The organism is Neorhizobium galegae, from assembly GCF_021391675.1.
GTDB lineage: Bacteria > Pseudomonadota > Alphaproteobacteria > Rhizobiales > Rhizobiaceae > Neorhizobium > Neorhizobium galegae_B.
The window spans coordinates 309,350-334,658 of the sequence record NZ_CP090095.1; the positions used below are offsets into that span (position 1 = coordinate 309,350).

Below are 25,309 nucleotides of genomic sequence, written 5' to 3' on the forward strand. Positions count from 1 at the left end.
AAGGCCGGATCGGCATCTTTCGTTTTGCGTGGCCTACGCCGAACCTCCCCGGATCTTCCCCAGCATGGTCCTGAAACGGAGGCAAAGGGACTTCAGTCTCGGGTCGCTAATCTTGGTCCGACCGTTTCGGATGTGGTTGCTGGGGAACTCCGTCCGGGACGTGAAAGGCTCAAGATGACCCAGAACGGAAATTTCAAACGCCGTGTCCGTGCCCGTGCCGCAAAGACGGGCGAAGCCTATACCGCAGCCCTCAGCCACATCCGCGAGAGTGCCCCGAGCGATCCTGGGCCGCAGACCAGATCGGTGCGCCTGGCGGTGGCACAGACCACGCCGCGTGACGATCCCCGGAGCGCCGCCGAGCTTCGTGCAAGCGGGGAGGAGATGCGGCGCCTGATGCGTGAGGCGCAAAAGGCGGGCGTGAGGGTGGTCCACTTCCCCGAAGGTGCGACCTGCTCTCCCAACAAGCGCATCATGTCCTCGACCGGCCGCGATCCGGTCGGGCCGTCCGACTGGAGCCGGTTCGAATGGACCGTCCTGCGCGAAGAACTGGATGCCACGCGGGCGTTGGCGCGCGAGCTCGGGCTCTTTGCGGTGATCGGTTCCGTGCACCAGCTCACCGAGCCGCATCGGCCGCATAACAGCCTCTATATCGTCTCCGACAAGGGAGAGCTGGTGACGCGCTATGACGAGCGCCTGCTGTCGAACACCAAGATCTCCTTCATGTACACGCCGGGCTCGATGCCGGTAACCTTCGAGGTCGATGGCGTCCGCTTCGGCTGCTCGCTCGGCATGGAAACGCACTTTCCCGAAATCTTCAGGGAATACGAGCAGCTCGACGTCGATTGCGTCCTGTTCTCGACCACCGGCGCAACGCCTGCCTTCGCGGCCGAGGCGCTGGGACATGCGGCGAGCAACAGATACTGGGTGAGTTTCTCGGTCCTCGCCTATCCCGGCTTCATGCCGCCTTCCGGGATCGCCGCTCCGAGCGGCGAATGGGTGGCCCAATGCCGGGCGGATGCGACGCCCTCGCTTGCGATCGTCGATATCGACCACAATCCGGGAGAGATCGCCCGACCCTGGAGGCGAATGGCGCGGGCCGGCATCTATGAGCCGCATATGGTGAACGACCCGCGCAGCGGCGGCCGCGACACGTTTTAGGCCTCAATGAAAAAGCCGCCCGCAACGATCTGTTGCGGGCGGCTTTGAAGCTTGGGCTATAAAAACTCAGTTCTCGAAGAATTCCTTCATCCGGGCGAAGAAGCCCGTCGATTCCGGATTGTTCTCCTTCGAGGACAGTTCCTCGAATTCCTGCAGCAGTTCGCGCTGCCGCTTGGTGAGCTTCTGCGGCGTCTCGATCTGGATCTGGATGTAGAGATCGCCCGTCTGCGAGGATCGCAGCACCGGCATGCCCTTGCTCTTCAGGCGGAACTGTTTGCCGGGCTGGGTGCCTTCCGGCACCGTCACGCGGGACTTGGTTCCGTCGAGCGTCGCCACGTCGAACGTGCCGCCGAGGGCGGCCGTCGTCATGGAGATCGGCACGGCGCAATAAAGGTCGGCGCCGTCGCGCTGGAAGAACTGGTGCGGTTTCACCGACAGGAAGATGTAGAGATCTCCCGCAGGTCCGCCGCGCGTACCGGCTTCGCCTTCGCCCTGCAGGCGGATGCGCGTGCCGTCCTCGATGCCGGCCGGGATGTTGACCGACAGCGAACGTTCTTCGGTGACGCGGCCCTGGCCGTGGCACTTGCCGCAGGGATCGGTGATCGTCTGGCCGCGGCCGTGGCAGGTCGGGCAGGTGCGCTCGACCGAGAAGAAGCCCTGGCTTGCGCGCACGCGACCGGAACCCTGGCAGGTGCCGCAGGTCTTCGGCTGCGTGCCGGGCTTGGCGCCCGAACCGGAACAGACGTCGCAGGTGATCGAGGTCGGAACCCGGATCTGCGCCGTCTTGCCGGCAAACGCTTCTTCCAGCGTGATTTCCATATTGTAGCGAAGGTCGGCGCCGCGTTCGCGACCGCCGGAGGACCGGCGGGCGCGTCCGCCGCCCATCATTTCGCCAAAAATGTCTTCGAAGATGTCGGAGAAGCCGCCGGCGCCTGCGCCCGAGAAGCCGCCGCCACCGCCGCCCATTCCGCCCTGTTCGAAGGCGGCATGGCCGAAGCGGTCATAGGCCGCGCGCTTCTGCGGATCCTTCAAGGTCTCGTAGGCCTCGCCGAGTTCCTTGAACTTCTTTTCGGCTTCTGCGTCGCCCGGATTCTTGTCGGGATGATATTTCATCGCGAGCTTGCGGAAGGCGCTTTTCAGCTCCTTCTCGTCGGCCGTCTTGCCGACACCCAGCGTTTCGTAAAAGTCTGCTTTTGCCATGGAGGTAACCGGCTCCGGAAAGGATTCCGGCTGCACGAAGGCAGCCGGATACTCTAGTCAACTATGGTCGAGGTCTGGCCATCAGGCAACCGGCGGATTAGGCGGACTTCTTGTCGTCCTTGACTTCCTCGTAGTCGGCATCGACGATATCGTCCTTGCCGCCCTCGGAGCCTTCGCCACCTTCGGCCTGCTGGGCCTCGTAGATGGCCTGACCAAGCTTCATGGAGACTTCCATCAGGACCTGCGTCTTCGCCTGGATGTCATCGGCATCCGGTTCGGGAGCTTCGATGGCGGTCTTCAGCGAAGCGATAGCATCCTCGATCGCCTTGCGGTCGGTCTCGGAAACCTTGTCGCCATATTCCTTCAGCGACTTCTCGCTGGAGTGAACGAGGCTTTCGGCCTGGTTCTTGGCTTCGACGCCGGCGCGGCGCTTCTTGTCGGCTTCGGCATTGGCCTCGGCGTCCTTGACCATCTTTTCGATCTCGGCGTCGGAAAGACCGCCGGAAGCCTGGATGCGGATTTGCTGTTCCTTGCCGGTGCCCTTGTCCTTGGCCGAAACCTGGACGATGCCGTTGGCGTCGATGTCGAACGTGACCTCGATCTGCGGCATGCCGCGCGGCGACGGTGGCAGGCCGACGAGGTCGAACTGGCCGAGCAGCTTGTTGTCCTGGGCCATTTCGCGTTCGCCCTGCGATACGCGGATCGTCACGGCCTGCTGGTTGTCTTCGGCGGTCGAGAAGGTCTGGCTCTTCTTGGTCGGGATCGTCGTGTTGCGGTCGATCAGGCGGGTGAAGACGCCACCGAGCGTTTCGATGCCGAGCGACAGCGGGGTCACGTCGAGAAGCAGAACGTCCTTGACGTCGCCCTGCAGAACGCCGGCCTGGATGGCGGCGCCGAGAGCGACGACTTCATCCGGGTTGACGCCCTTGTGCGGCTCCTTGCCGAACAGCTGCTTGACGACTTCCTGGACCTTGGGCATGCGGCTCATGCCGCCGACGAGAACCACTTCATCGATCTCGGCTGCGGTGACGCCGGCATCCTTCAGGGCTGCCTTGCACGGTGCGATGGTGCGCTGGACCAGATCGTCGACCAGGCTTTCGAACTTGGCACGGGTCAGCTTCAGCGTCAGGTGCTTCGGACCGGAAGCGTCAGCCGTGATGAACGGCAGGTTGATTTCGGTCTGCTGCGAGGACGAGAGCTCAATCTTGGCCTTTTCGGCAGCTTCCTTGAGGCGCTGCAGGGCGAGCTTGTCGTTCTTCAGGTCGATGCCGTTGTCCTTCTTGAACTCGGCTGCGAGATATTCGACGAGACGCATGTCGAAGTCTTCACCGCCGAGGAAGGTGTCGCCGTTGGTGGACTTCACTTCGAAGACGCCGTCGCCGATTTCGAGGACCGAGATATCGAAAGTGCCGCCGCCAAGGTCGTAGACGGCGATCGTCTTGCCGTCCTTCTTGTCGAGGCCGTAGGCGAGAGCGGCAGCGGTCGGCTCGTTGATGATGCGCAGGACTTCGAGACCGGCGATGCGGCCTGCATCCTTGGTAGCCTGGCGCTGGGCGTCGTTGAAGTATGCCGGAACGGTGATGACGGCCTTTTCGACCTTCTCACCGAGATAGGATTCGGCAGTTTCCTTCATCTTCTGAAGGATCATCGCGGAAATCTGTGCGGGGGAATAGGCCTTGCCCTGAGCCTTGACCCAGGCGTCGCCATTGTCGCCCTTGACGATGTCGAAAGGAACGAGGCTCCTGTCCTTTTCAACGGTCGGATCTTCGTGGCGGCGGCCGATCAGGCGCTTCACGGCGAAGAGGGTATTGGTGGGGTTGGTCACCGCCTGGCGCTTGGCCGGCTGGCCGACGAGGCGTTCGCCGTCATCGGAAAATGCGACCATGGAGGGCGTGGTACGCGCGCCTTCGGCGTTCTCGATCACCTTCGCATCTTTGCCGTCCATGATGGCGACGCAGGAGTTGGTGGTTCCGAGGTCGATGCCAATTACTTTTGCCATTTTCTTCTCTCTCCTTTAAGCGAACCATCGGAACCCCTCAAAGGCATTCCACTGACAGTTCCTCGACTGGGATGGTGCGCAGCATCGGCTGCGGTCATGCGGCGTATATAAGGACGGGTTTTTAGGACTGCAAGGCGAGAAATCGCCCGGATCCTAGCAAAAAGAACAGTTTGCCGAGCAATACTGTCAATACGCTTCACTGCCCCATGATCAGGTCGAAAAGCGTGGTCTGCCGCGGCTGGTCTCTGGAGCCCGCAACGCCTACGTCGCCGGGCGGAACGGGGCCGCCGCCGATCGCTCCCGGCGGTACCGGAGCGGGCGAATCATACGGGCCGCGATACTGGCGATAATCGCGGACCGGAACGTCGCCCGGCGGTATCACGTCGCCACGGCGGCCGCGGTCGCCATAGACTGGCCTGTTGTCGTAAGTCTGTCTGTTGTCCCTGTTGTCGTATCCCTGGTTGTCGCCATAGACGGGCCGCACGCGGGCGGGTTCCCGTTCGATCGAGGCGGAATCCTGGGCAGGAGGGCGCGGCGCCGGCGGGTAGTCGGCGGGGAGTTCGTCCTGGGTTCGGCGGCCACCGGGCAGGATGCCGGAAATGATATCGCCGATCGTCGTCGATGGCGAGTCCGGCTGGACTGCGGCAGGTGGCGGCAGATCGAGGCCGCGGCCGGTGCCGAACAGCGGTGTCGGCGTATAGCCCTTCATCGCCGACGTCATGTATTCCTTCCAGGCCTTTGCCGGCAGCCCGCCGCCGGTCACCTTTTTCATGAAGGCGCCGTCGTCGTTGCCGAACCAGATGCCGGTCGTCATGATGCTGGTATAACCGACGAACAGTGCGTCGCGGAACGACTGGGTGGTACCCGACTTGCCGGCTGCCTGCCAGCCGTCGATCCTGGCGGCCTTGCCGGTGCCCTCGTTGATGACGCGGTTCATCATGCCGTTCATCGTCGCGGCCACCGGCTCGCTGAGCACGCGCGGCGGGTTGGCGTAATCGGCCTCGTAAAGCACCTTGCCGTCCGGATCGATGATGCGCTTGACGATATGCGGCGTCGCCTTGTAGCCGCCGTTCATGAAGGATGCGTAGGCAGACGTCAGCTCGACCAGCGAGACTTCCGAGGTGCCGAGCGCGATCGAGGCATTTGCCTGGATGTCGGAATCGATGCCGAGCCGGTGGGCGAGGCTCACCACCTTGTCCGGGCCGACCTGCATGACGAGCTGTGCGGCAACCGTATTCAGCGATTGCGCGAAGGCCGAGGCGAGCGTCACCGGGCCGCGGTATTTTTCGTCGAAATTTTCCGGCGACCAGTTGCCGATCTTGACCGGCGCGTCGTTGACCATCGAGTCCGGCCGGGCACCGGCTTCGAGTGCGGCGGCATAGACGAATGGCTTGAAAGCCGAACCCGGCTGGCGCTTCGCCTTGACGGCGCGGTTGAACTGGCTCGTCGCATAATCGCGGCCGCCGACCAGAGCCCGGATCGCGCCGGTCGCATCGACCGAGACGAGGGCTGCCTGCGAGGCGTTGAGCTTGCCGCCCTCTTTCTTGAGGACGTCGTTCAGCGACTTTTCGGCGGCGGCTTCGAGGCGCATGTCGAGCGTGGTCTCAATAGTCACGTCGACCTTCGGTTCGCCGATCAGGCTCTTCACCTCGTCGACGACCATGTCGGCTGCATAATGCTGGGCTCCGGTCCAGTAGCGCTTCGCCTTGGCCGGCGGCTGCGACATGGCACTCTTGAGGTCGCTGTCGGTGACATACCCTTCCTCGCGCATCGTGCCGAGCACGACCTGGGCGCGGGCCTCCGCCGCCTTCGGATCACGGGCGGGCGACAGGCGGGATGGGGCCTTGAGGAGGCCAGCAAGCGTCGCCGCCTCGCCGAGGTTCACGTCGCGGGCGGACTTGTTGAAATACCGCCGCGAGGCGGCCTCCACGCCATAGGCGTTCGAACCGAAGAACACCCGGTTCAGATACATGGCGAGGATCTGGTCCTTGGTGAACTTGTGCTCCAGCCAGAAGGACAGCAGCACTTCCTGGATCTTGCGCTCGAACGTGCGGTCCGGCGACAGGAACAGGTTCTTGGCAAGCTGCTGGGTAATGGTCGAACCGCCCTGGATCGGCTGGCCGGTCAGGTTGTTGACCAAGGCGCGCGCCAGGCCGAACGGGTCGACGCCGAAATGGGAATAGAAACGCCGGTCCTCGATGGCGATCACCGCCTGCGGCAGGTAAGGCGACATTTCCTCGAGCGCCAGTGCCTCGCCGCCGGTCGAGCCGCGATTGGCGACGACCGAGCCGTCGACCGCGGTGATCTTCATGTTCGGCGGACGATCCGGGATCGCCCACGTGCTGGCAGCCGGCATTTTGGCGCCGTAGTAGAGCAGCAGCCCGCCGACGGCGATGCCGCCCCAGATGCCGAGCACGAAACACCAGTAGACGAGCCTCCTGAGCGGCGCGAAAAACCCGCCGCCCTGGCCGCGTTGAGGAGCCTTTTTGTTGCGGGAAGGACTGGCACGTTCCGGACGCTGGTCGCGGTCTTCGCTTTCGGCTCTCGATGGACGTTTGCCAGGCCGGCCGTTGCCCACGACCCGTTCGTCCGCGTCGAGGCGGAAATCGTCGCTCGGTCGCGAACCCTCGAAGGACGGTTCAACACGTTTGTCTGATCTGCCTCTGGCTGCCATGGTGAGCCGGCATACCCCCGTTACGCGCCTGTCAAAACAGGCTGTTACTCGAATGTCTGATCGCCCAAGCTTTGGCTGGACTCTAAATGCGGCGATTTAAGGAGGCGTAAAGGAATGGTTTATCGGACGATACTTATTGAACCGCTTGACTTTCATCTCCATTTATGAGAACAAATAGAGAACATCTGGAGGTGCTGATGAGCAGAACCGAACATGTGATCGAACGTGCAATGGCCGCAGTCGCGGCGTCGAGGGCTCTTCGCGAGGCTGAAGCGCAGCGTCGGCAAGAGACGTTTCAGAAGATACAGATCGCCAACCAGCGACGCCCGAATATTCCCAAAGGCATCCAGCTGCCCCTGGACCTTCATTGAAATGCCGCAACGCCCTGCAATGCCGGGCGTTGGCCTCTGTCACAAAAGCTGCCCGATACCGTATCCGACCTTAAAAAAATCCGATTCCTGGTGGAACAATGAGGCAAGATCCGCGTTACGACGGATTCGACCTTGGAGGAGGGGAGGATATGCAGAAAATCGTCGAGGCAGTCGTCCGAAATGGCGACCAGCGTGTCCCGGTCGGGCTGGTCACCGTCAAGCAGGCGCTTGAAATGCCTGAAAGGGGGTGCTGGAGTTCAGTCATCCCGCCTATGAGGCCGGAAAGACCGATATCTTCGTCAACCGCGAAACCCTTTCAAAGCTGATGTGATCGCGGCAGGCGACGAAAAACAGGCAGCATGATGGCGGCTCGAAACGCGAATTCGTGATTTCGGGTTCATTGCGTTGCGGGTTACCTTGCCGACTGCAACCACAGCGAAGGAGAATGGCATGAAGACAGTTCTCGTAATCGCCGCCGTGCTCGGCCTGTCGTCCACCGCAGCCCTTGCGGAATGCGCCGGCCACGTCACGGCTTCCGCCAAGGTGGACAAGGAAATCACCACGGCAAGCATTGCGGCTCCGAAAATGGATCCGCGCGAGGAAGCCGTGGTGCTGAAGCAGTCCGAAGGACAGGCTAAAGTCACCGAATGATGGTTTTGCCCGCGCCGGCCCTGTCGGCGCGGGTTTTCATTCCCTTTCAGATAAAGGCCTGCCCTTTCAGATAAGAAGCTGGAGACGGAACCTCGCGTTCCGTTTGAGTGTTGTTTCCGAAAAGGAGACTTCCAATGGCCAAAAAACCTCTCGCTGCCGGCTTTACCGGTGATGTCGCCGAAGAGACGAGCGTTCGTGCTCGTGCGAAATCTGCCGTTCATCATGTCAAGGACGAGGCGGGCATGGTCGCAGCCCACGCCGTCGATCATCCGGCCGCTACCGGCTCGGCAATTGCTGCCGTCGGTCTGCTCGGTCTGGCGATAGGCTACATGCTCGGTGTGTCATCCGCCTCCCGCGACCGTCGCTGGTATCGCTGAAGGCGAGTGAGGTTTCTTCGGGAATACTGCCGCCCCCGGAACCGTGGCTGGCCTCAGTCGTTGGTTTCCTGACAGAAAAAGGAGGCCATCATGCCCAATCGAGACCCTATCCCGACTCCGAGCCCGCAGCCGCGCGGGCCGACACCGGCAGGCGGAGTTCCAGATCGCATCCAGGAAAAACCGCCATTGACGCCTGCACAGGATCCGGGCGACAGCAAGAACCCGCAGGATCCGACGCTCAATCCCGCTCTGATGCCGACCGGCGATCCGGCGGGCATGGCATAAGGCGCCGTTGGACCTTCATGCCTCGTCTGTGGACACTCGCTGGACCCGTATAGGTAGTAACCCGTACGGGTCTACCCTTATATTGCACCCGTCTATTATTGTTATTGTCAATTTATTAGCCAAGGCTCAAAATCCTACCTCCTGTGGCTTGTAGACCTTTTTGTTCCTCGGGCGCCGACAAGGCCGGCGCAAGTCTGTCGCAATAGAAGGCCGCTGGTAATTTTCTCCGGCCGCCGTTGTAGAGCAGGGCGAGGGGAATGGTCCGCCGGTCGGGCGCCGTATGATCGGGAGGGTTATATGCCTACACAGATGGTTAGAAATCCTGTCAATCCCGACCAGCTCAGCTTGCTGCAGCAGGTCTTTGACCAGGCTTGCGCCGAACACCAGATCGACAAGGCGAGCCCCGATGCCGAGGCGCTCGCACTGATCCTGGTGAACTCCCTTCAAAAAGGCTCGGACGACAAGCAAAAGCTCTCGGCGCTGGCCGAGGCGCTGGCGAAAAGCCGATAGGTTCTTGCTTTAAACGAGGAACCTATCAGCCCTTCGGCAGTTGAACGGTCTCTTGAAAAACGCAAGGAGGCCGTAATGGCAGAACCCGTCAGAAACCTGAACACCCCCATGAAATCGGATACGCCCTCTTTCGATCACGAACCCAGCGAAAACGTCAGGATCGAGATCGCGACGCTTCGTTCCGAGATTGCCAATCTGCGCGAGATGCTCGCCGAAAAGACCGGCGCTGCCTATGACAAGGTCGCCGAGCGGGCCGGCAGTGCTGCGAGCTATGTCCAGCACGAGGCAAGCTCGGTCGCCGGTACCATCCGCGAACATCCCGCAGCCACCACGACGCTGTTCACCCTGATCGGCGCAATCGGTTTTGCGATTGGCTACGTGGTTGCGACCGCTTCCGCGGAAAGCAAGCATGCCTGGTATGACCGTTATCTGAGCGGCCGCCTCTAAGCGACGTCGCCGCCCGAAACCGGATCCTGACCGACATCGACCCAGGTCGCTGCGGTCAGGTCCGCCATACGTTCAGGGCTGATGCGCACCGCGGCATTGATGGCGCCGGCCGCGGGGACCACTTCCGGGAATTTCCTCAGCGACACGTCGCAATAGATCGGGATCGGCGAAGGCAGTCCAAACGGACATACGCCACCCACCGGATGGCTGGTGATATCAGCCACCTCGTCGCCGCCCAGCATGCGCGGCTTGGCACCGAAATGATCCCGGAACTTACGGTTGTCCAGACGGCTGGTTCCGGACATCACCACCAGCGCCGTCATTTCGCCGGAACGCACGCAGATTGTCTTGGCAATCTGCTCGGGAGCCACCCTGTGGGCGGCTGCGGCGAGCGGCACGGTCGCCGAACTTTGTTCGGTGATGATGACGTCGATGTCGGGGGCATGGACGGCAAAAAAGGCGCGGACGGATTCGAGGCTCATGTTTGGAAATTGACGCAGGATACAGCGCGCCGCAAGGGGGCAATAAAGCCATGCGATAATTGCAATGCTGCACTGCGATATCGTGACTGTTTTTTAAGCTTCGCTCCTGTATATTCAATTCATCGACGGGCGCACTCCTCCTCCCAGCGCCCCCGATGGGACCGACAACACCTCCTCCTCCCAGTTGTTGGTCAGTTTCGGAAACCCGGCGCACCTCCTCCCGCGCCGGGTTTTCTGTTTTACGCGCCTTGAAATCGCTGGCTATTTCGCCTTTGAAAGCACGGCTTAATTTTCCCGATCTTGACCTTTTTGACCGGAGCCATTATCTGGTTCGCCATCGATATTTGTTTGATAGCCAGCACTATGCGCCTCGCGGCGTTTGCGACGATCTCTCTTCAAATACGAAACTTCAACGTTCCAAGCGCTTCAGCGTGGAATAGTCGGTCATATTTGCAAGGGAAAGGCATCGTTATGGCTACCGGTACTGTAAAGTGGTTCAACGCAACCAAGGGCTACGGCTTCATTCAGCCTGACGACGGTTCGCAGGACGTTTTCGTTCACATCTCCGCCGTTGAGCGCGCTGGCCTCGGCCAGCTCAAGGACGGTCAGAAGATCTCCTACGAACTCGTCAGCGACAAGCGTTCTGGCAAGGTTTCCGCAGACCGCCTTCAGGGCGCATGATCTGCTGAAGACCTGAGTGTCGAACTCGCGAAAGGCCGGCTCGTCCGGCCTTTCTGCTTTTCGGGAGCGGGCAGCTCCGATGTTTAGAGTGATTCTAAATTTAACCCCTTGTAAACGGAAACTGCAGCTCCCATCTTGGATACAATAGCGTTTCCGACGCACCGCATGGTCGGGGCCCAAAAGCTTCAGCGAGCATGTGTGTTACGGCAAATACGGGCGACCGTGCCGTCCTCAGGCAGTTTTCATATCCGCGTTAACGGGATGTTTACTCAACCGAGGGATGATGACCGCTAGAGCCGCAGTGATCTGAAAAGGTCGAAGAGCGGCCGCGTCGGAAATGCTTGTCCCATTTCGAGTGACCACGGATGTACTGGCACCAGTGAATGGGAGTGGAAAGGTCGGGCTTGCCCCGGCCTTTTTGTTTTTAAGGGCCTGACGCGGAGACGCGTCAGGCCCTTCTCCGTTTCAGGCCTTCGGAGGTCAGTCCGCCAGCGCCGCGATGATGCGCGCCCACGAGCGGATACCCTTGTGGAAGGAGCGCAGGTCGTATTTTTCATTCGGCGAGTGGATGCGGTCGTCGCTGAGGCCGAAGCCGACGAGCAGCGATTCCATGCCGAGCGTCTTCTGGAAATCGCCGACGATCGGGATTGATCCTCCGACGCCGACAACCAAAGCCTGCTTCGGCCACTCCTCGGAAAGCGCCGTCTTCGCCTTGGTGAGCACCGGGGAATCATAACCGAGCTGGATCGCCGGCGAGCCGCCGTGCTTCAGGAACTCCACCGAGCAATCAGCCGGGATCTTCGAGCGCACATAAGCGCGAAAACTCTCGCGGATCTTTTCTGGATCCTGGCCTCCGACGAGACGGCAGGACACTTTGGCCGAGGCCTTCGACGCGATGACGGTCTTGAAGCCCTGGCCTTCGTAGCCGCCGCTGATGCCGTTGAACTCGCAGGTCGGCCGCGCCCAGAGCAGTTCGAGCAGCGAGCGGCCTTTTTCGCCGGCCAGTTCCGACAAGCCCACCTCTCCGAGAAAGTCGTCGCGACCGCTGACCAGGCCTTCCCAGGCCGCCTTGATGTTGGACGGTGTCTCCTCGACGCCATCGTAAAAGCCTTCGAGCGTCACGCGGCCGGTATCGTCATGCAGTCCGGCGAGGATTTTCGACAGGATCTGGATCGGGTTTGCCGCAGCGCCGCCATACATGCCGGAATGAAGGTCGCGGTTGGCGGCGGTGACGATGATTTCCTCGCCGACCAGGCCGCGCAGCGACGCAGTGATCGCCGGCGTATCCGCATCCCACATGCCGGTATCGCAGACGAGCGCGTAATCGGCCTTCAGCTCGGCGGCATTGGCGTCGAGGAAGGGTTTGAGCGACGGCGAGCCGGATTCTTCCTCGCCTTCGAAGAGGATGGTGACGCGCACGGGCAGCGAGCCATGGACATCCTTGTAGGCCCGGCAGGCTTCGACGAAGGTCATCAGCTGTCCCTTGTCGTCGGCAACGCCGCGGCCTGTCACCACTTTGCGGCCGGCACCGAGATCCTTGACCTTGGGGTCGAAGGGATCGTCCTCCCAGAGCTCGATCGGATCGACCGGCTGGACGTCGTAGTGGCCATAGAACAGCAGATGCGGCGCATCAGTACTGGCGCCCGGGTGGTGGCCGACGACCATCGGATGACCGGTCGTATCGCGAATCGACGCCTCGAAACCGAGGTCCTTCAGTTCGGCCACCAGCCACTCGGCAGCCTCGTGGCAATCGGATTTGAAGGCGGGGTCCGTGGAGATCGACTTGATGCGGACGAGGCCGAACAGGCGCTCGAGGCTTGCGGGAAGGTTCTGGTCGGCGCGGTCGAGGACGGCGGAAAGATCGGTCATGGGAAATCCTGTCTTTGAAATGCGAGACCTCGAGCCCAGGAGGCAAGAAGCGGCCCATCGTTTCGAATGCCCGGCCTTGTTAGCAAGTCAGGGGCAGAGGAGACAATGGCAAAGCGCCAACGCCGTTGGTTTAGATTTTGCGTGCGTTCTCGACGATCATCCGCATGTATTCGATCATCAGTTCGCGCTCGAAGCGACGAAAGCCTGAGAACAGGGCCGCATCCGCTTCGGAGGCAGCTTCCACGGCCTGGACTTCCAGCTCGCGGCCGAGCGAGGTCAGCGTGATGATCTGTGCCCGGCGGTCGTTCGGATGGGGGGTGCGCTGGATGAGGCCGTCCCGCTCCATGCGGGCGAGCGTGTTGGCGAGCGTCGCCTGCTCGACCTCCAGCTTGTCGAGGAGCTGCTTCTGCGTCAGCCCGTCTTCCTGCCAGAGTTCGAGCAGGACGGGAAACTGGCCGGGAGAAAAGCCAAGCACCATTGCCCGCTTCTGCAAGGAGCGCGCAAAGCCTTTGGCGAGTTGGCCCGCCAGGTATGTCGCCGAATGCGAGCGGTCGAATCCCATGGCTGGTCTTCATCCCTCCCTGAACGAGCCCGTTTGCGAGCAATATCTGCCAGATATATCGCACGCCATGCTTTCGCCAAGCCTGTGCGAAGATGGGGGAAATGACAAGTCTTTCCTGCGAAAGGGCAATAAAAAACCGCCACGGCAGGGAGGGGGACAGCCGTGGCGGTTTCTGATGGAAGGACAAAGGCCCGGAGAGGGGGATAGGCCTTTGTCCGGTCTGGTTCGGCGGGGGACATGCCGGCTGCCAGACTGCGGCGTGATCAATCGCCGGTGAGTAGGAAATGTGGGGCCGAACCGGGCTTTTCAAGAGAAAGGCATATTACAAATCGGTAACGTTCCGGTGAGGGCGGGAGGCTTCGCGGCAGCGAAGTTTTCGTGGACGGATCAAATGCCCCACGCTATTCCTTGCGCCATGAAAAAAGGCGATCATCTTTTCCTTATCGACGGTTCCGGCTTCATTTTCCGCGCCTTCCACGCGTTGCCGCCGCTCACCCGCAAATCCGACGGCCTGCCGGTCGGCGCCGTATCGGGCTTCTGCAACATGCTGTGGAAGCTGCTGACCGATGCGCGCGACACCTCGGTCGGCGTGACGCCCAGCCATTTCGCGGTCATCTTCGACTATTCCTCCAAGACCTTCCGCAAGGATCTCTACGACGCCTATAAGGCGAACCGCTCGGCGCCGCCGGAAGAGCTGATCCCGCAATTCGGCCTGATCCGCCAGGCGACCCGCGCATTCAACCTGCCCTGTATCGAGACCGAAGGTTTCGAGGCGGACGACATCATCGCGACCTACGCCCGCCAGGCGGAGGCGACCGGCGCCGATGTGACCATCGTCTCGTCGGACAAGGACCTGATGCAGCTCGTGACGCCGAACGTCCATATGTACGACAGCATGAAGGACAAGCAGATCGGCATTCCGGACGTCATCGAGAAATGGGGCGTGCCGCCGGAGAAGATGATCGACCTGCAGGCTATGGTCGGCGATTCGGTCGACAACGTGCCGGGCATTCCGGGTATCGGCCCGAAGACGGCAGCCCAGCTTCTTGAAGAATTCGGCGATCTCGACACGCTGCTTGCCCGCGCCGGCGAAATCAAGCAGGTGAAGCGCCGCGAGAACATCGTCGCCAATGCGGATCTCGCCCGCCTTTCGCGCCGGCTCGTCTCGCTGCGGCTCGATGTGCCTCTGGACCTTGATCTCGATGCGCTGGTGCTGGAGCCGCAGGACGGCCCGAAACTGGTCGGTTTCCTGAAGACCATGGAATTCGGCACGCTGACGCGCCGCGTCGCCGCCGCCTGCAACTGCGATGCCGATGCCATCGAGCCCGCCGTCGTCAACGTCGAATGGGGTCAGGCCGCCCGCGGCCCGGATCTCGATGCCGGCGGCGCGGCAGCGGTCGATACCGGCGAGGCAGCGGCCGAAGCGCCCGCCAATCCCGTCAAGGCGCCGGTCGCCAAGGGCATGGAGGCGGCAACGCCGGCCGCACTCGCTGAGACACGCATTGAAGCCTTTGCCAAGGCCAAACTCGATCCGAGCTGCTACGTGACCATCCGCGACCTGACGGTGCTGGACGACTGGATCCGCGCGGCACAGGAAACCGGTCTCGTCGCCTTCGATACGGAAACCACATCGCTCGATCCGATGCAGGCGGAGCTGGTCGGGTTTTCGCTCGCGCTTGCCGACAATATCGCCAACCCGTCCGGCCTTGAAATCCGCGCGGCCTATGTGCCGCTGATCCACAAGACCGGCGTCGGCGATCTGCTCGGCGGCGGGCTTGCCGAAAACCAGATCCCGACCAGGGAAGCGCTGGCGCGCCTGAAGCCGCTGCTGGAGGACCCGTCGGTCCTGAAAGTGGCGCAGAACCTGAAATTCGACTACCTCGTGATGAGGCGCCACGGCATCACCGTCGAGGGTTACGACGACACGATGCTGATGTCCTATGTGCTGGAAGCCGGCAAGGCGAGCCACGGCATGGACGCGCTGTCGGAACGCTGGCTGAACCACAAGCCGATCACCTTCAAGGAAGTTGCCGGCAGCGGCAAGGCGGGCGTCACCTTCGATTTCGTCGATATCGACAAGGCAACCGCCTATGCGGCGGAAGACGCCGACGTGACGCTGCGCCTGTGGATGGTGCTGAAGCCGCAGCTGGCGGCCGCGGGCCTGACGCGCATCTATGAACGGCTCGAGCGGCCGCTGGTTTCCGTGCTCGCCTGCATGGAAGAGCGCGGCATCACCATCGACCGGCAGATCCTGTCCAGGCTTTCGGGAGAGCTTGCCCAGCGGGCCGCCGCCTTCGAAGACGAGATCTACGAGTTGGCGGGAGAAAAGTTCACCATCGGTTCGCCGAAACAGCTCGGCGACATCCTGTTCGGCAAGATGGGCCTGCCGGGCGGCGCCAAGACCAAGACCGGCCAGTGGTCGACCTCGGCCAGCGTGTTGGAAGACTTGGCCGCCGAAGGTCATCCCCTGCCGCGCAAGATCGTCGATTGGCGCCAGCTCACCAAACTGAAATCCACCTATACCGATGCGTTGCCGGGTTACGTCCATCCCGAGACCAGGCGGGTGCACACCTCCTATGCGCTGGCCTCGACAACGACCGGCCGCCTGTCCTCCTCCGAGCCTAACCTGCAGAACATTCCGGTGCGCACGGGGGAAGGCCGCAAGATCCGCACCGCCTTCATCTCGGCGCCCGGCCACAAACTGGTTTCCGCCGACTACAGCCAGATCGAGCTGCGGGTGCTTGCGCATGTGGCCGACATTCCGCAGCTGCGCCAGGCCTTTGCCGACGGGATCGACATTCACGCGATGACTGCCTCGGAAATGTTCGGCGTGCCGGTCGAAGGCATGCCAAGCGAAGTGCGCCGCCGCGCCAAGGCGATCAACTTCGGCATCATCTACGGCATTTCCGCTTTCGGGCTGGCCAACCAGCTGTCGATCGAACGCTCGGAAGCGGGCGACTACATCAAGAAGTATTTCGAGCGTTTCCCGGGCATCCGCGATTACATGGAAAGCACCAAGACCTTCGCGCGCGAGAACGGCTACGTCGAGACGATCTTCGGCCGCCGGGCGCATTATCCGGAGATCAAGTCCTCCAACCCTTCGGTGCGCGCTTTCAACGAACGTGCGTCGATCAATGCGCCGATCCAGGGTTCGGCCGCCGACATCATCCGCCGCGCGATGGCGAAGATGGAATCGGCGCTGGAAACGGCCGGACTGGACGGAAAGGCCCGTATGCTGCTGCAGGTGCACGACGAACTGATCTTCGAGGTCGAAGACGAAGAGATCGACAAGACCTTGCCGGTGATCATCTCGACCATGGAGCACGCGGCCATGCCGGCGATCTCGATGCGGGTGCCGCTGAAGGTCGATGCTCGCGCCGCCAGCAATTGGGACGAAGCGCATTGAGCTTGAGGCTCAGTGTTCCTGCGGATAGAGAGACAGGAGCGCGGTCGAAAGCAGCTCGTCTGCATAGGTGCAGGCGGTGAGCCGCGCATCCTCCGGCATGTTCATCTCGTGACAGCGTTGGTGCACGGCTTCGAGAACGAGGTTGCTGATCCCGCGGGCGTGCTCGATATCTGCGTTTTCGGACGTGTCCATGGCAAGCGCCAACGCCGTCATGGAGACGATTTCCAGAACAACGACGCGCGCTTCCAGATCGATGGCGGTCGCCCCATCGGGTCGTTGCCCTTCGCGCGGCTTGCTCTGGCCCATGATTTTTCCTTTCTTAATATAAGAAAAGGCACATAGAGCCGGGTCAGGGGCTTTAAAGGACGATCGAGCGTTTTTCGCTAACCAATCGGACGGCTCGTAAAGCAACCGTTGAGGGCGTCGACCAAGGCCCTGCCGGCATCCTCAAGCGATCCGCTATTGTCGATCGTCACCACCTGGTAGTCGCCGGTCACGGTAAGCGAGCTACGTTCGAGACGCCGAAGTATCTCCTCGCGCGTTTCCCGTCCGCGCGCCTCGAGCCGGGCCGCGAGCACGTCCAGGCTTGCGGTGATGTTGATGACCACCAGCGACGGATAGGTATCCTTGAACCGGGCAAGCGCGGAACGCGAGCCGTTGGCGACGACCAGCTGGCCTTTGGCCATGGCCTCTTTCGTCTCCACGGGAATGCCGTATCGCAGGCCGTGGGCGGCCCAGGAAACCGCAAAACGGCCGGCCCGTTCCAGAGCCTCGAATTCTGCTTCGGAAACGCCATCATGGTCTTCACCGCCGGCGGCGGCGTTGCGGGTGATGACGCGCCGTACGAAGACGACGTCATCGCGGCCCTCGAAGAACCGGGCGGCATAGGCCATCAGCGTGTCCTTGCCGGCCCCGCTCGGGCCGACGACCGCGACCATGCAGCCGCTTCGCTCCGGTTCCGTCGCTGTCGGCCTGGCGTCCATCAGGCGACCCGCCGGCCTTCCCGCCAGACGGCGCGGGAGACGGGAACCCCCTCCTCGTGATGGACGCGGACGATATCGGCACGCAGCCCGGTCGCGATCCGGCCCCGGTCGTCGAGGCTGACGGTGCGGGCAGGGGTCGAGGTGACCATGGCGAGCGCCTTCGGCAGCGAGATGCTCTCGACCTCCGAGGCGAGCACGAAGGGCGCATGCAGCAGGCTGAGCGGCACGTAATCGGAGGAGAGCACGTCGAGCACGCCGCGTTCGGCGAGATCCCGGGCGGCGATATTGCCGGAATGCGACTTGCCGCGAACGATATTCGGCGCGCCCATCAGCACGCTCATGCCCGCTTCGTGCGAAGCCTTTGCCGCATCGAAACTGGTCGGGAATTCCGCCAGCCGGACGCCGTTGTCGATCGCCTCGTCCACATGGGAGAGCGTCGCGTCGTCATGGCTTGCGACGGTGATGCCGCGCTCGGCGCAGACCTTGGAGATCGCAACGCGGTGCGGCGTCGCGTTGCGTGCCGATTCTCCCTGGCGCTTGGCCACGAAGGCAGCGAACGCCTCGTCGCTGAGGCCGCGCTTCTTCTGGTAATACAGGGTGTACTGATCCATGGTCTGGAACTGCCGCTGGCCCGGCGCGTGATCCATCAGCGAGACGAGCCGCACATGCGAATCGTTCTCGAAGTCGACGAAATGCTCCATGCAATTGTCAGCGGAGACTTCGCAGCGCAGGTGCAGGAAGTGTTCGGAGCGCAGGCGGCCATGGGCGCCGGCGGCGGCAATCGCGTCCGCCATGGCACGCATTTCGCCGTGGGCAAAGCCGCCGTCCTCGTCGGCGCCCATCCGCAGGCAGTCGAAGACGGTGGTGATGCCGGAGGTGGCAATCTGCGCGTCATGGGCCTGGATCGCCGCCGTAGTGTTCCAGCGCACGCCCGGCCGCGGCGAATAATGCTGTTCCAGATGGTCGGTATGAAGTTCGACCAGGCCCGGGATCAGATAGTCGCCCTCGAAATCCTCGCCGGTATGGACATTGCCTTCCGAAACGTCGGTGATCTTGCCGTCCCGGATCTGGACGGAGCCGGAGATCACGCTGTCCTCGAGCACGATGCGGGCATTGGTGAGCACGAGTTCGACGGTCATGATGCGGTCTTTCTGTTTTCGAAGGCGGACGCCAGCGGCAGCCAGCGATAGGCGATGAAGGGTGCGCCGCGCTCGGGCTCCACGAAGATGGAGAGCCCATCGATGGTCAGCGGCGCGTTGGCGAAATCGGCGAAGCGGCGGTCGAGCTCGCGGCGCATGATGGGCGCCTGCTCGGGCGGAACCTGCCCGGTCAATGTCATGTGGAAGCGGAACTCGTCCATGACATAAGGATAACCCCAGCGGTCGAGATTGGCGCGTTGGGCGGAGCTTAACATATCAGGTTTACGCCGCGCGATGTCGGCCTCCGACAGCGGCGCGCGAAAATGTCCGAACTCTTCGACGACGCGTCCGGCAAAATGCTGGAGCTCCGGATAGATGGTATCGGGAACCAGCGCGAAGAACCGCCCCAGCTGGCCGACGATGACGTTCGGGATGTCGAACGCCGCGGTCTCTGCGGCAAAGCGTTCGGCGGCTTTGATCAGCTCCGCTTCCGTCCGCTCGGGATGCAGTTCGAAGGGCGCCTTGAGCGTCGCGTGAAAGGCGTAGCGCCGCGGATCGGCGGTCAGTTCATGGACGGTATCGGGGGACAGGCCTTCGACATCGGGCGTCGGAAACGTCTCGCCGGTAAACGCGTCACGGCCGAGCCAATGCACTGCCGCTTTCGTCAGCGGATGGTTTTCGGCGGGCGAAAAATAGAGAGCGTAGCGCAAAACGGGATTCCGGAATCAGGAGAAGGCCGGCCGACCTTACCTGCGCGCCGGCCCGCGAAACAGGACCCCCGGCTAAAAGATTTCCATGACAGAATGATGATAATCCGGCCTGTCAGGAGCCCTTTTTGCCCATGACGCGCGAACGCAGCGCGTTGGAGAGATTGTCGAAGACAAAGACCACCAGGAGGATCAGCAGAACCATGTAGGCAACCTTGTCCCAATCGGCATTGGTCTTCATGGATTCGAGCAGCTTGAGGCCGATACCGCCCGCGCCGACAGCGCCGATCGCGGTTGCCGAACGGGTGTTGGACTCCCAGAAATACAGCGATTGCGAGATGAAGATCGGCAGGACCTGCGGCACCACGCCGTAACGCTGCACGATGACCGGCGCGGCACCTACCGACTTGACGCCCTCGCGCTGCTTGTCGTCGACATTCTCCAGCGCTTCCGAATAGACTTTGCCGAGCGCACCGGTATCCGTGAAGAATATGGCGGCGATCCCCGGGAGCGGCCCCGGCCCGAAGGCGCGGGTGAAGAACAGGGCCCAGATCAGCATGTCGATGGAGCGCAGGAAGTCGAAGAAGCGCTTCATGCCCCAGTTGACTGGCCGGCTCGTGGTGATGTTGCGCGCCGCGACGAAGGCGAGCGGGAAGGCGATGAGGGTGGCAAACAGCGTGCCGACGAAGGCCATGACCAGCGTCTGCATCAGCTTGGAGAGAATATCGCCGTGCTGCCAGCTGCCATTGTTCAAGAAATTGTCGAGCGCCAGCGAGGGATTGGATTGGGCCGGATCGAGCCGCTCGCCGAAGAGCATCAGCCCGGCCACGCTGGTGACGCTGCGGCCCCAGAACGGCGATTGGGTGTCGAAGAAGAAATTCGCCCAGCCGAGGAAACGCCGCTGCACATAGACTTGGTTGTTGCGGATTTCCGCCTGGCCGGCAAAGCCGAAACGGACATTGACCTTGTTGTCGTCCTGCACCATCCGCGCCGGCGCACCGGCCGGCAGAACCGCTCGGTCCCCTCTGATCGCTACGGGATAGAGCTTGCCGTCGATATAGACGTCGACTTGGCTCGGGGTCACGTCGAGCCGGTCGTCGCTACCGAAGATCACCGTGTAACCGCCGTTGGAGGTGGGCTTCAGCCAGTCGATCGCCGCGCCGTCCGGATATTGGCGGCGGCTCGTCCATTGCGGCACGACCTGGCCATTCTGGAAGCGCAGGCGCGGCTGCGCGCGCCATGAATACCAGTCCTGGAGGTAGATCGCCGCGCGATCCCAGTTGCCGTTGGCGAAGGTCGGGATGACGTTGAAGAAGGAAAAGCAGAAAGCGAGATAGACGAAGACCGCGACGGCCGCGATCGCCAGGCCCCAGCGCTGCATGAGGCTGCGGTGAAAGACTTCCGGATAGGCGGCGAGCAGGCGTTCGCGATCGGCTGCATTGACGGCGAGATTGGACATCAGGCAGCTCCCCGGCCGAATTCGAACGATTGCTTGCCGATCAGCCGGCGGCGCAGCCAGGCCGAGAATTGGTCGACGCAGATGACGGTGACCAGCAGGAGGATGATGATCGCATAGGTCTTGGCGGCGTGGTCGCGGCCGATCGACAGGCTGAACACCTCCCCGATGCCGCCGCCGCCGACGGCGCCGATAATGGTCGAGGCGCGCACGTTGATCTCGGTGCGCAGCAGCGTGTAGGAGACGAAATTCGGCAGGACCTGCGGCAGGATCGCGAAGCGGACGCGCTCCAGCCAGCTGGCGCCGGACGCGCGCAGGCCCTCGTCCGGCTTCATGTCGGCATTCTCGACCACTTCGAAGAACAGCTTTCCGAGCGCGCCTATTGTGTGGATCGACACGGCGATGATCGCCGCGATCGGACCGATCGACAGGATCGCGGCCAGCAGGCCGGCGACGACGATCTCCGGAAAGGCGCGCAGGATTTCCATGATGCGCCGCACCACCCAGCGCGTGAGACCGGCGCCGACGAGATTGGTGGAGGCGAAGAAGCAGAGAAGGAAGGCGCCCGTGGCGCCGAGGATGGTCGAAACGATGGCGATGTTGATGGTGATCGCCAGCTGGTAGAAGAAGTTTGGAATATAGAAACTGTCGGTGATCCAGACACGGTCGCTCGTATAGTCGAACTTGATCGATCCGTCCGCATAGGGCGACGGCAGGTCGAACATGGCGCGGAAGATTTCCAGCGGGCTGTTCGGCACGAAGCTTTTCAAGAAATCGAAGAAATAGGGAAGGCGTTCGAAGAACTTGCCGGAATTGGCCTCGTTGGCGAAATCCAGCGACGCGCCGAGCACGATCAGGAAAACGACGATGGAAACGACGGTATAGATCCGCCGGGTCCGCACCTGTTGCTGATAATGGTCGAGGATGGTGCGGGAGCTTTCCTGCAGCCCGCTGAACTGGGCGGGTCCGGCCGCGTGCGCCATTCTGGGTATCCTTGTTGAACGAGCGGCGGCATCGTCATGATGCCGCCGCAGGATATTGATCAGACGTTGGATCAGCCGCCGATGACAGCCTTACGAGCGTCGATGATTGTCTGGTAGAACTTCTGGTCGACCGGCGACCAGTCGACGTAACCGCCGCCCGTGAAGCTCTCGAAGCAAGACTTGTCCTTCTTCGGCAGCTCGGCGAAGAAGGCGGTCACCTTCTTCTTCATGTCGTCCGAAAGCTTGTTGGAAACCATCAGCGGGCCGTTGGGGATGAGCGGCGACTTCCAGACCTGGACGATGTCGTCCATGTCGAGCAGGCCCTTGGAGACCATGATGTGCAGGTTGCCGGACGAATAGCCCTGTGCCCAGTCGCCGACGGCCGAACCGAAGGTGGTGCCGACGTCGAACTTCTTGTCGAGGATGCCGAGAACGAGGTTCTCGTGGCCGCCGCCGAAGCCGGTTTCGGAGAAGTACTGCTTGACCGGCATGCCGACGTCCTTCGGCAGGGCGACGTTCGGCACGAGATAGCCGGAGGTCGAGTCCGGATCGGCGAAGCCGATCTTCTTGCCCTTGGCGTCGGCGAGCGTCTTGATGCCCGAATCCTTGCGGGCGACCATGATCGAGTAGTAGCCGGTCGAACCGTCAGCCTGCTTGGTGGTCAGGACCGGGGTAACGGCGTTCGGGTCCTTGATGTAGATCGAAGCGTAAGAGGACGCGCCCATGACGGCCAGGTCGATCGTGCCGCCGAGCAGGCCCTGGATGACGCCGTTGTAGTTCGGCGACGGGAAGAGCTTGACGTCCGAAGCGCCGGTCGCGGCGATCAGGCCCGGCTTGACGCATTCGGTGCGGCGGACCTGGTCGGCTTCGTTTTCGCCGCCGTCGAGGCCGATGCGCAGAACCGGTGCGCTCTGGGCGTGGGCCTGGCCGGCAACGGCTGCGATGGCGATCGTCGCCATCAGGATCTTGCGGAATGCAGACATGGAAGTCTCCTTTGGTGATTGGGGTGGTCAACCCGGAAAGGGCGTCAGTCTTCCGGCCGCGGGTCGCAGCCGGAAACGGGTCAGCGCATGGCGGCGGTTTCGGCCACCATGCCGGATGTGTCGATCGCGACCGCAGCCTCGCCGCGGCGGGCAGGGGCAAGGCTGGTCGATGTCATGGTCTCGTCGATCCCGGCGCCATCCCTGTCGGAGCCGTAGATTTCGCGCACCGCACCGGCGTTGAGCTCCTGCGGCGGGCCGTCGAAGACGACGCGGCCGCCCGCCATGCCGATGATACGCTCGCAATAGCTGCGGGCCGTATCGAGCGTGTGCAGATTGGTGATGACCGTGATGCCTTCGCGCTCGTTGATGTCGCGCAGCGCATCCATGACGATCTTGGCGTTGAGCGGATCGAGCGAGGCGATAGGCTCGTCGGCCAGCATCATTTTCGGTGCCTGCACCAGCGCCCGGGCGATCGCCACGCGCTGCTGCTGGCCGCCGGAGAGTGTTCCTGCAGCCTGCAGCGCAGTCTGTTCGATGCCGAGCCGCTCAAGCGCCGCCATCGCCATGACGCGCTCGTCGCGGCTGAAGATTTTCAGGAGGCTCATCGTCGTCGAACGGTGGTTGAGACGGCCGAGCAGCACGTTGGTCATCACGTCGAGACGCGGGACCAGGTTGAACTGCTGGAAGATCATCGCGCAGTCGCGCTGCCAGTTGCGCAACGCCCGGCCCTTGAGGGAAGAGACCTCGGTGCCGTTGAAGTAGATGGAGCCGGAGCTCGGCTCCTGCAGGCGGTTGATCATGCGCAGCAGGGTCGACTTGCCGGCGCCGGAGCGGCCGATGATGCCAACCATCTGGCCCTGGGGAATCTCGACGTTCACGGCGCTCACCGCGATACGGTCGCCGAAACGGCGGGTGATATCCCTCAATTCGAACTTCATGCTCTCTCGCCAATTCAGCTTTTTTTCTGAGAGCTCGATAGCGATGGTTGATGAAGTCTGAATGTCGGATTTATGTCGGTTTTATTATATTCCGGAAGCGCCTGCCGCGCTTCCGTTACCTGGCATGACGCGACACGAATTCCTCTGCCGAAAGTGCCCGGAAATCATCGAGAGCAGCCCTCAGTTTCAAGTGATCCCAGTCCCACCAGGCAAGCCGGTCCATCGCTTCGCCGACCGCTTTCGTGAAACGCTCGCGGATGAGTTTTGCCGGTACGCCGCCGACGATCGTATAGGGCGCCACGTCCTTGGAGACGACCGCGCCGGCGCCGATCACTGCACCGTTGCCGACGGTGACGCCCGGCAGCACGGTGGCGCCATGCCCGATCCACACGTCATGGCCGATCGTGACGCGGTGGTCGCGCCGCCATTCGAAGAAACTCTTCTCGTCCTCGGCATCGTCCCAGTAGCTGGCGGCGCGATAGGTGAAGTGGTGCAGCGTCGCCCGCCAGGTCGGGTGGTTGGTGGCGTTGATGCGCACCGAGGCCGCCATGTTGACGAACTTGCCGATCGTCGCACACCAGATCGAGCCGTCCTGCATGATGTAGGAATAGGCGCCGATCTCGGCCTCGCTGATGCGGCAGCGCTCGGAAACTTCCGTATACGGGCCGAGCGTGGAATTGCTGACATTTGCCGTTTCGTGGATCGCGGGCTCGAGCCCTACTTTGACGCTCATGCGGCAACTGCCTTTCGCGGAGAAAATTGGGAGACGTCGAGAACGCGGTCAGCCACGGCCTCGCGTACTTCCTCGTCGTGGAAGATGCCGAGAAGCGCAACGCCCTCGCGCTTCTTGTCCGCGATCATCTCCACGACGACGCGCCGGTTGACCGCGTCGAGCGACGCGGTCGGCTCGTCGAGGAGCAGGATGCGGTGGCTGGTGATGAAACCGCGGGCGATGTTGACCCGCTGCTGCTCGCCACCCGAAAACGTCGCGGGCGGCAGGCTCCAGAGCTCCCGCGGCAGATTGAGCTTGGCCAGAAGCTCGGCCGCCTTGTCACGCGCTTCCGGCGCTGCGATACCGCGGGCGACGAGCGGTTCGGTGACCACGTCGAGCGCGGAGACGCGCGGAACGGTGCGCAGGAACTGGCTGACATAACCGAGCGTATGGCGGCGCACGTCGAGCACGGTGCGCGGATCGGCGCGGGCGATATCGACGATCCGGTCGTTGTGATCGACGAGGATCTGCCCGGCATCGACGGCGTAGTTGCCGTAGAGCATCTTCAGGATCGAGCTCTTGCCGATGCCTGACGGGCCGCCGAGCACGACGCATTCGCCGCTTGCAACGGAAAAGTTCACGTCCTTGACGACCGGCAGCTTGATGCCGTCGCGCAGATGCATGGTGAAGCTCTTGAAGACCTCGGAAACGACGAGAGGTGTGGCCATCGGTATTC

At 62.4% G+C, this 25,309-nt stretch carries 25 protein-coding genes; 9 read left to right on the forward strand and 16 right to left on the reverse strand.

Annotated features, from left to right (window positions below; all coding sequences use genetic code 11):
* Window positions 1-174: 174 nt before the first annotated feature.
* Entirely contained in the window at window positions 175-1,158 is a 984-nt protein-coding gene (locus LZK81_RS01460) for a carbon-nitrogen hydrolase family protein (protein ID WP_233954971.1), read from the forward strand.
* Between the two features lie 66 nt (window positions 1,159-1,224).
* On the opposite strand, the gene dnaJ is transcribed toward LZK81_RS01460, so the two are convergent.
* From dnaJ to LZK81_RS01475, 3 genes are all read right to left on the reverse strand, one after another.
* Window positions 1,225-2,358 carry a molecular chaperone DnaJ gene (gene dnaJ, locus LZK81_RS01465; protein WP_046602914.1) on the reverse strand — a complete coding sequence of 378 codons (1,134 nt, stop codon included), beginning with the start codon at window positions 2,356-2,358 and terminating at the stop codon, window positions 1,225-1,227.
* Between the two features lie 97 nt (window positions 2,359-2,455).
* Window positions 2,456-4,357 (reverse strand): molecular chaperone DnaK, encoded by a 1,902-nt coding sequence (gene dnaK / locus LZK81_RS01470; RefSeq protein ID WP_046609427.1) that lies wholly within the window; start codon window positions 4,355-4,357, stop codon window positions 2,456-2,458.
* A gap of 196 nt (window positions 4,358-4,553) precedes the next feature.
* Window positions 4,554-7,031 carry a transglycosylase domain-containing protein gene (locus LZK81_RS01475; protein WP_233954972.1) on the reverse strand — a complete coding sequence of 826 codons (2,478 nt, stop codon included), beginning with the start codon at window positions 7,029-7,031 and terminating at the stop codon, window positions 4,554-4,556.
* A gap of 197 nt (window positions 7,032-7,228) precedes the next feature.
* On the opposite strand from LZK81_RS01475, the gene LZK81_RS01480 reads away from it, so the two are divergent.
* The 6 genes from LZK81_RS01480 to LZK81_RS01505 all read left to right on the forward strand — a co-directional run bounded on the left by LZK81_RS01480 (window position 7,229) and on the right by LZK81_RS01505 (window position 9,672).
* A complete protein-coding gene (locus LZK81_RS01480; RefSeq protein WP_233954973.1) occupies window positions 7,229-7,402 on the forward strand; it encodes a hypothetical protein in 174 nt (57 codons plus the stop codon).
* Between the two features lie 450 nt (window positions 7,403-7,852).
* Window positions 7,853-8,053: a hypothetical protein gene (locus tag LZK81_RS01485; protein ID WP_046602917.1), complete on the forward strand. Its 201-nt coding sequence runs from the start codon at window positions 7,853-7,855 to the stop codon at window positions 8,051-8,053.
* Between the two features lie 134 nt (window positions 8,054-8,187).
* Complete coding sequence (locus LZK81_RS01490) at window positions 8,188-8,430, forward strand: hypothetical protein (RefSeq protein ID WP_046602918.1); 243 nt, start codon at window positions 8,188-8,190, stop codon at window positions 8,428-8,430.
* A 90-nt stretch (window positions 8,431-8,520) separates the two neighbouring features.
* Window positions 8,521-8,715 (forward strand): hypothetical protein, encoded by a 195-nt coding sequence (locus LZK81_RS01495; RefSeq protein WP_046602919.1) that lies wholly within the window; start codon window positions 8,521-8,523, stop codon window positions 8,713-8,715.
* Window positions 8,716-9,012: 297 nt separating this feature from the next.
* Window positions 9,013-9,225 (forward strand): hypothetical protein, encoded by a 213-nt coding sequence (locus tag LZK81_RS01500; protein WP_172716915.1) that lies wholly within the window; start codon window positions 9,013-9,015, stop codon window positions 9,223-9,225.
* A gap of 75 nt (window positions 9,226-9,300) precedes the next feature.
* A complete protein-coding gene (locus tag LZK81_RS01505) occupies window positions 9,301-9,672 on the forward strand; it encodes a hypothetical protein (protein WP_052753445.1) in 372 nt (123 codons plus the stop codon).
* Here the strand turns inward: LZK81_RS01505 and LZK81_RS01510 are convergent.
* Window positions 9,669-10,154 carry a YbaK/EbsC family protein gene (locus tag LZK81_RS01510; protein WP_046625445.1) on the reverse strand — a complete coding sequence of 162 codons (486 nt, stop codon included), beginning with the start codon at window positions 10,152-10,154 and terminating at the stop codon, window positions 9,669-9,671. The genes LZK81_RS01505 and LZK81_RS01510 overlap by 4 nt on opposite strands.
* A 471-nt stretch (window positions 10,155-10,625) precedes the next feature.
* On the opposite strand from LZK81_RS01510, the gene LZK81_RS01515 reads away from it, so the two are divergent.
* Window positions 10,626-10,835: a cold-shock protein gene (locus tag LZK81_RS01515; protein WP_007754264.1), complete on the forward strand. Its 210-nt coding sequence runs from the start codon at window positions 10,626-10,628 to the stop codon at window positions 10,833-10,835.
* 480 nt (window positions 10,836-11,315) lie between these two features.
* Here LZK81_RS01515 and LZK81_RS01520 read toward each other — a convergent pair whose 3' ends face one another.
* Window positions 11,316-12,704: a M20/M25/M40 family metallo-hydrolase gene (locus LZK81_RS01520; protein WP_233954974.1), complete on the reverse strand. Its 1,389-nt coding sequence runs from the start codon at window positions 12,702-12,704 to the stop codon at window positions 11,316-11,318.
* A gap of 130 nt (window positions 12,705-12,834) precedes the next feature.
* Window positions 12,835-13,266 carry a MarR family winged helix-turn-helix transcriptional regulator gene (locus LZK81_RS01525; protein ID WP_046602923.1) on the reverse strand — a complete coding sequence of 144 codons (432 nt, stop codon included), beginning with the start codon at window positions 13,264-13,266 and terminating at the stop codon, window positions 12,835-12,837.
* Window positions 13,267-13,681: 415 nt separating this feature from the next.
* On the opposite strand from LZK81_RS01525, the gene polA reads away from it, so the two are divergent.
* Window positions 13,682-16,672, forward strand: a complete 2,991-nt coding sequence (polA, locus tag LZK81_RS01530; protein ID WP_233956422.1) for a DNA polymerase I — start codon at window positions 13,682-13,684, stop codon at window positions 16,670-16,672.
* A gap of 9 nt (window positions 16,673-16,681) precedes the next feature.
* Here the strand turns inward: polA and LZK81_RS01535 are convergent, their stop codons facing one another.
* The 10 genes from LZK81_RS01535 to phnL form a co-directional block, all read right to left on the reverse strand.
* Window positions 16,682-16,978 carry a hypothetical protein gene (locus tag LZK81_RS01535; protein WP_046602925.1) on the reverse strand — a complete coding sequence of 99 codons (297 nt, stop codon included), beginning with the start codon at window positions 16,976-16,978 and terminating at the stop codon, window positions 16,682-16,684.
* Window positions 16,979-17,055: 77 nt separating this feature from the next.
* Entirely contained in the window at window positions 17,056-17,655 is a 600-nt protein-coding gene (phnN, locus tag LZK81_RS01540; protein ID WP_233954975.1) for a phosphonate metabolism protein/1,5-bisphosphokinase (PRPP-forming) PhnN, read from the reverse strand.
* Window positions 17,655-18,794, reverse strand: a complete 1,140-nt coding sequence (locus tag LZK81_RS01545) for an alpha-D-ribose 1-methylphosphonate 5-triphosphate diphosphatase (RefSeq protein WP_233954977.1) — start codon at window positions 18,792-18,794, stop codon at window positions 17,655-17,657. The genes phnN and LZK81_RS01545 overlap by 1 nt, the downstream gene beginning before the upstream one ends.
* Complete coding sequence (locus LZK81_RS01550) at window positions 18,791-19,504, reverse strand: DUF1045 domain-containing protein (RefSeq protein WP_233954978.1); 714 nt, start codon at window positions 19,502-19,504, stop codon at window positions 18,791-18,793. Before LZK81_RS01550 ends, LZK81_RS01545 begins: the two co-directional genes overlap by 4 nt.
* Window positions 19,505-19,616: 112 nt before the next feature.
* Window positions 19,617-20,960 (reverse strand): phosphonate ABC transporter, permease protein PhnE, encoded by a 1,344-nt coding sequence (gene phnE / locus LZK81_RS01555; protein WP_233954979.1) that lies wholly within the window; start codon window positions 20,958-20,960, stop codon window positions 19,617-19,619.
* A complete protein-coding gene (gene phnE, locus LZK81_RS01560) occupies window positions 20,960-21,940 on the reverse strand; it encodes a phosphonate ABC transporter, permease protein PhnE (protein WP_233954980.1) in 981 nt (326 codons plus the stop codon). The genes phnE (LZK81_RS01555) and phnE (LZK81_RS01560) overlap by 1 nt, the downstream gene beginning before the upstream one ends.
* 71 nt (window positions 21,941-22,011) lie before the next feature.
* The gene (gene phnD / locus LZK81_RS01565) at window positions 22,012-22,923 is read right to left on the reverse strand and encodes a phosphonate ABC transporter substrate-binding protein (RefSeq protein WP_046609437.1); all 912 of its coding nucleotides are present in this window, start codon (window positions 22,921-22,923) and stop codon (window positions 22,012-22,014) included.
* A gap of 80 nt (window positions 22,924-23,003) precedes the next feature.
* Entirely contained in the window at window positions 23,004-23,861 is an 858-nt protein-coding gene (gene phnC / locus LZK81_RS01570) for a phosphonate ABC transporter ATP-binding protein (RefSeq protein ID WP_233954981.1), read from the reverse strand.
* A gap of 115 nt (window positions 23,862-23,976) precedes the next feature.
* A complete protein-coding gene (locus tag LZK81_RS01575; RefSeq protein ID WP_046602933.1) occupies window positions 23,977-24,594 on the reverse strand; it encodes a DapH/DapD/GlmU-related protein in 618 nt (205 codons plus the stop codon).
* On the reverse strand, window positions 24,591-25,301 hold the full coding sequence (gene phnL / locus LZK81_RS01580; protein ID WP_233954982.1) for a phosphonate C-P lyase system protein PhnL: 711 nt from the start codon (window positions 25,299-25,301) through the stop codon (window positions 24,591-24,593). The genes LZK81_RS01575 and phnL overlap by 4 nt, the downstream gene beginning before the upstream one ends.
* Window positions 25,302-25,309: the final 8 nt, after the last annotated feature.

Excerpts from the sequence above, each read along its gene's own strand:
- LZK81_RS01460 (WP_233954971.1), top strand. The coding sequence starts at position 175 with ATGACCCAGAACGGAAATTTCAAACGCCGTGTCCGTGCCCGTGCCGCA.
- dnaJ (WP_046602914.1), bottom strand. The coding sequence starts at position 2,358 with ATGGCAAAAGCAGACTTTTACGAAACGCTGGGTGTCGGCAAGACGGCC.
- dnaK (WP_046609427.1), bottom strand. The coding sequence starts at position 4,357 with ATGGCAAAAGTAATTGGCATCGACCTCGGAACCACCAACTCCTGCGTC.
- LZK81_RS01475 (WP_233954972.1), bottom strand. The coding sequence starts at position 7,031 with ATGGCAGCCAGAGGCAGATCAGACAAACGTGTTGAACCGTCCTTCGAG.
- LZK81_RS01480 (WP_233954973.1), top strand. The coding sequence starts at position 7,229 with ATGAGCAGAACCGAACATGTGATCGAACGTGCAATGGCCGCAGTCGCG.
- LZK81_RS01485 (WP_046602917.1), top strand. The coding sequence starts at position 7,853 with ATGAAGACAGTTCTCGTAATCGCCGCCGTGCTCGGCCTGTCGTCCACC.
- LZK81_RS01490 (WP_046602918.1), top strand. The coding sequence starts at position 8,188 with ATGGCCAAAAAACCTCTCGCTGCCGGCTTTACCGGTGATGTCGCCGAA.
- LZK81_RS01495 (WP_046602919.1), top strand. The coding sequence starts at position 8,521 with ATGCCCAATCGAGACCCTATCCCGACTCCGAGCCCGCAGCCGCGCGGG.
- LZK81_RS01500 (WP_172716915.1), top strand. The coding sequence starts at position 9,013 with ATGCCTACACAGATGGTTAGAAATCCTGTCAATCCCGACCAGCTCAGC.
- LZK81_RS01505 (WP_052753445.1), top strand. The coding sequence starts at position 9,301 with ATGGCAGAACCCGTCAGAAACCTGAACACCCCCATGAAATCGGATACG.
- LZK81_RS01510 (WP_046625445.1), bottom strand. The coding sequence starts at position 10,154 with ATGAGCCTCGAATCCGTCCGCGCCTTTTTTGCCGTCCATGCCCCCGAC.
- LZK81_RS01515 (WP_007754264.1), top strand. The coding sequence starts at position 10,626 with ATGGCTACCGGTACTGTAAAGTGGTTCAACGCAACCAAGGGCTACGGC.
- LZK81_RS01520 (WP_233954974.1), bottom strand. The coding sequence starts at position 12,704 with ATGACCGATCTTTCCGCCGTCCTCGACCGCGCCGACCAGAACCTTCCC.
- LZK81_RS01525 (WP_046602923.1), bottom strand. The coding sequence starts at position 13,266 with ATGGGATTCGACCGCTCGCATTCGGCGACATACCTGGCGGGCCAACTC.
- polA (WP_233956422.1), top strand. The coding sequence starts at position 13,682 with ATGAAAAAAGGCGATCATCTTTTCCTTATCGACGGTTCCGGCTTCATT.
- LZK81_RS01535 (WP_046602925.1), bottom strand. The coding sequence starts at position 16,978 with ATGGGCCAGAGCAAGCCGCGCGAAGGGCAACGACCCGATGGGGCGACC.
- phnN (WP_233954975.1), bottom strand. The coding sequence starts at position 17,655 with ATGGACGCCAGGCCGACAGCGACGGAACCGGAGCGAAGCGGCTGCATG.
- LZK81_RS01545 (WP_233954977.1), bottom strand. The coding sequence starts at position 18,794 with ATGACCGTCGAACTCGTGCTCACCAATGCCCGCATCGTGCTCGAGGAC.
- phnE (WP_233954979.1), bottom strand. The coding sequence starts at position 20,960 with ATGTCCAATCTCGCCGTCAATGCAGCCGATCGCGAACGCCTGCTCGCC.
- phnE (WP_233954980.1), bottom strand. The coding sequence starts at position 21,940 with ATGGCGCACGCGGCCGGACCCGCCCAGTTCAGCGGGCTGCAGGAAAGC.
- phnD (WP_046609437.1), bottom strand. The coding sequence starts at position 22,923 with ATGTCTGCATTCCGCAAGATCCTGATGGCGACGATCGCCATCGCAGCC.
- phnC (WP_233954981.1), bottom strand. The coding sequence starts at position 23,861 with ATGAAGTTCGAATTGAGGGATATCACCCGCCGTTTCGGCGACCGTATC.
- LZK81_RS01575 (WP_046602933.1), bottom strand. The coding sequence starts at position 24,594 with ATGAGCGTCAAAGTAGGGCTCGAGCCCGCGATCCACGAAACGGCAAAT.
- phnL (WP_233954982.1), bottom strand. The coding sequence starts at position 25,301 with ATGGCCACACCTCTCGTCGTTTCCGAGGTCTTCAAGAGCTTCACCATG.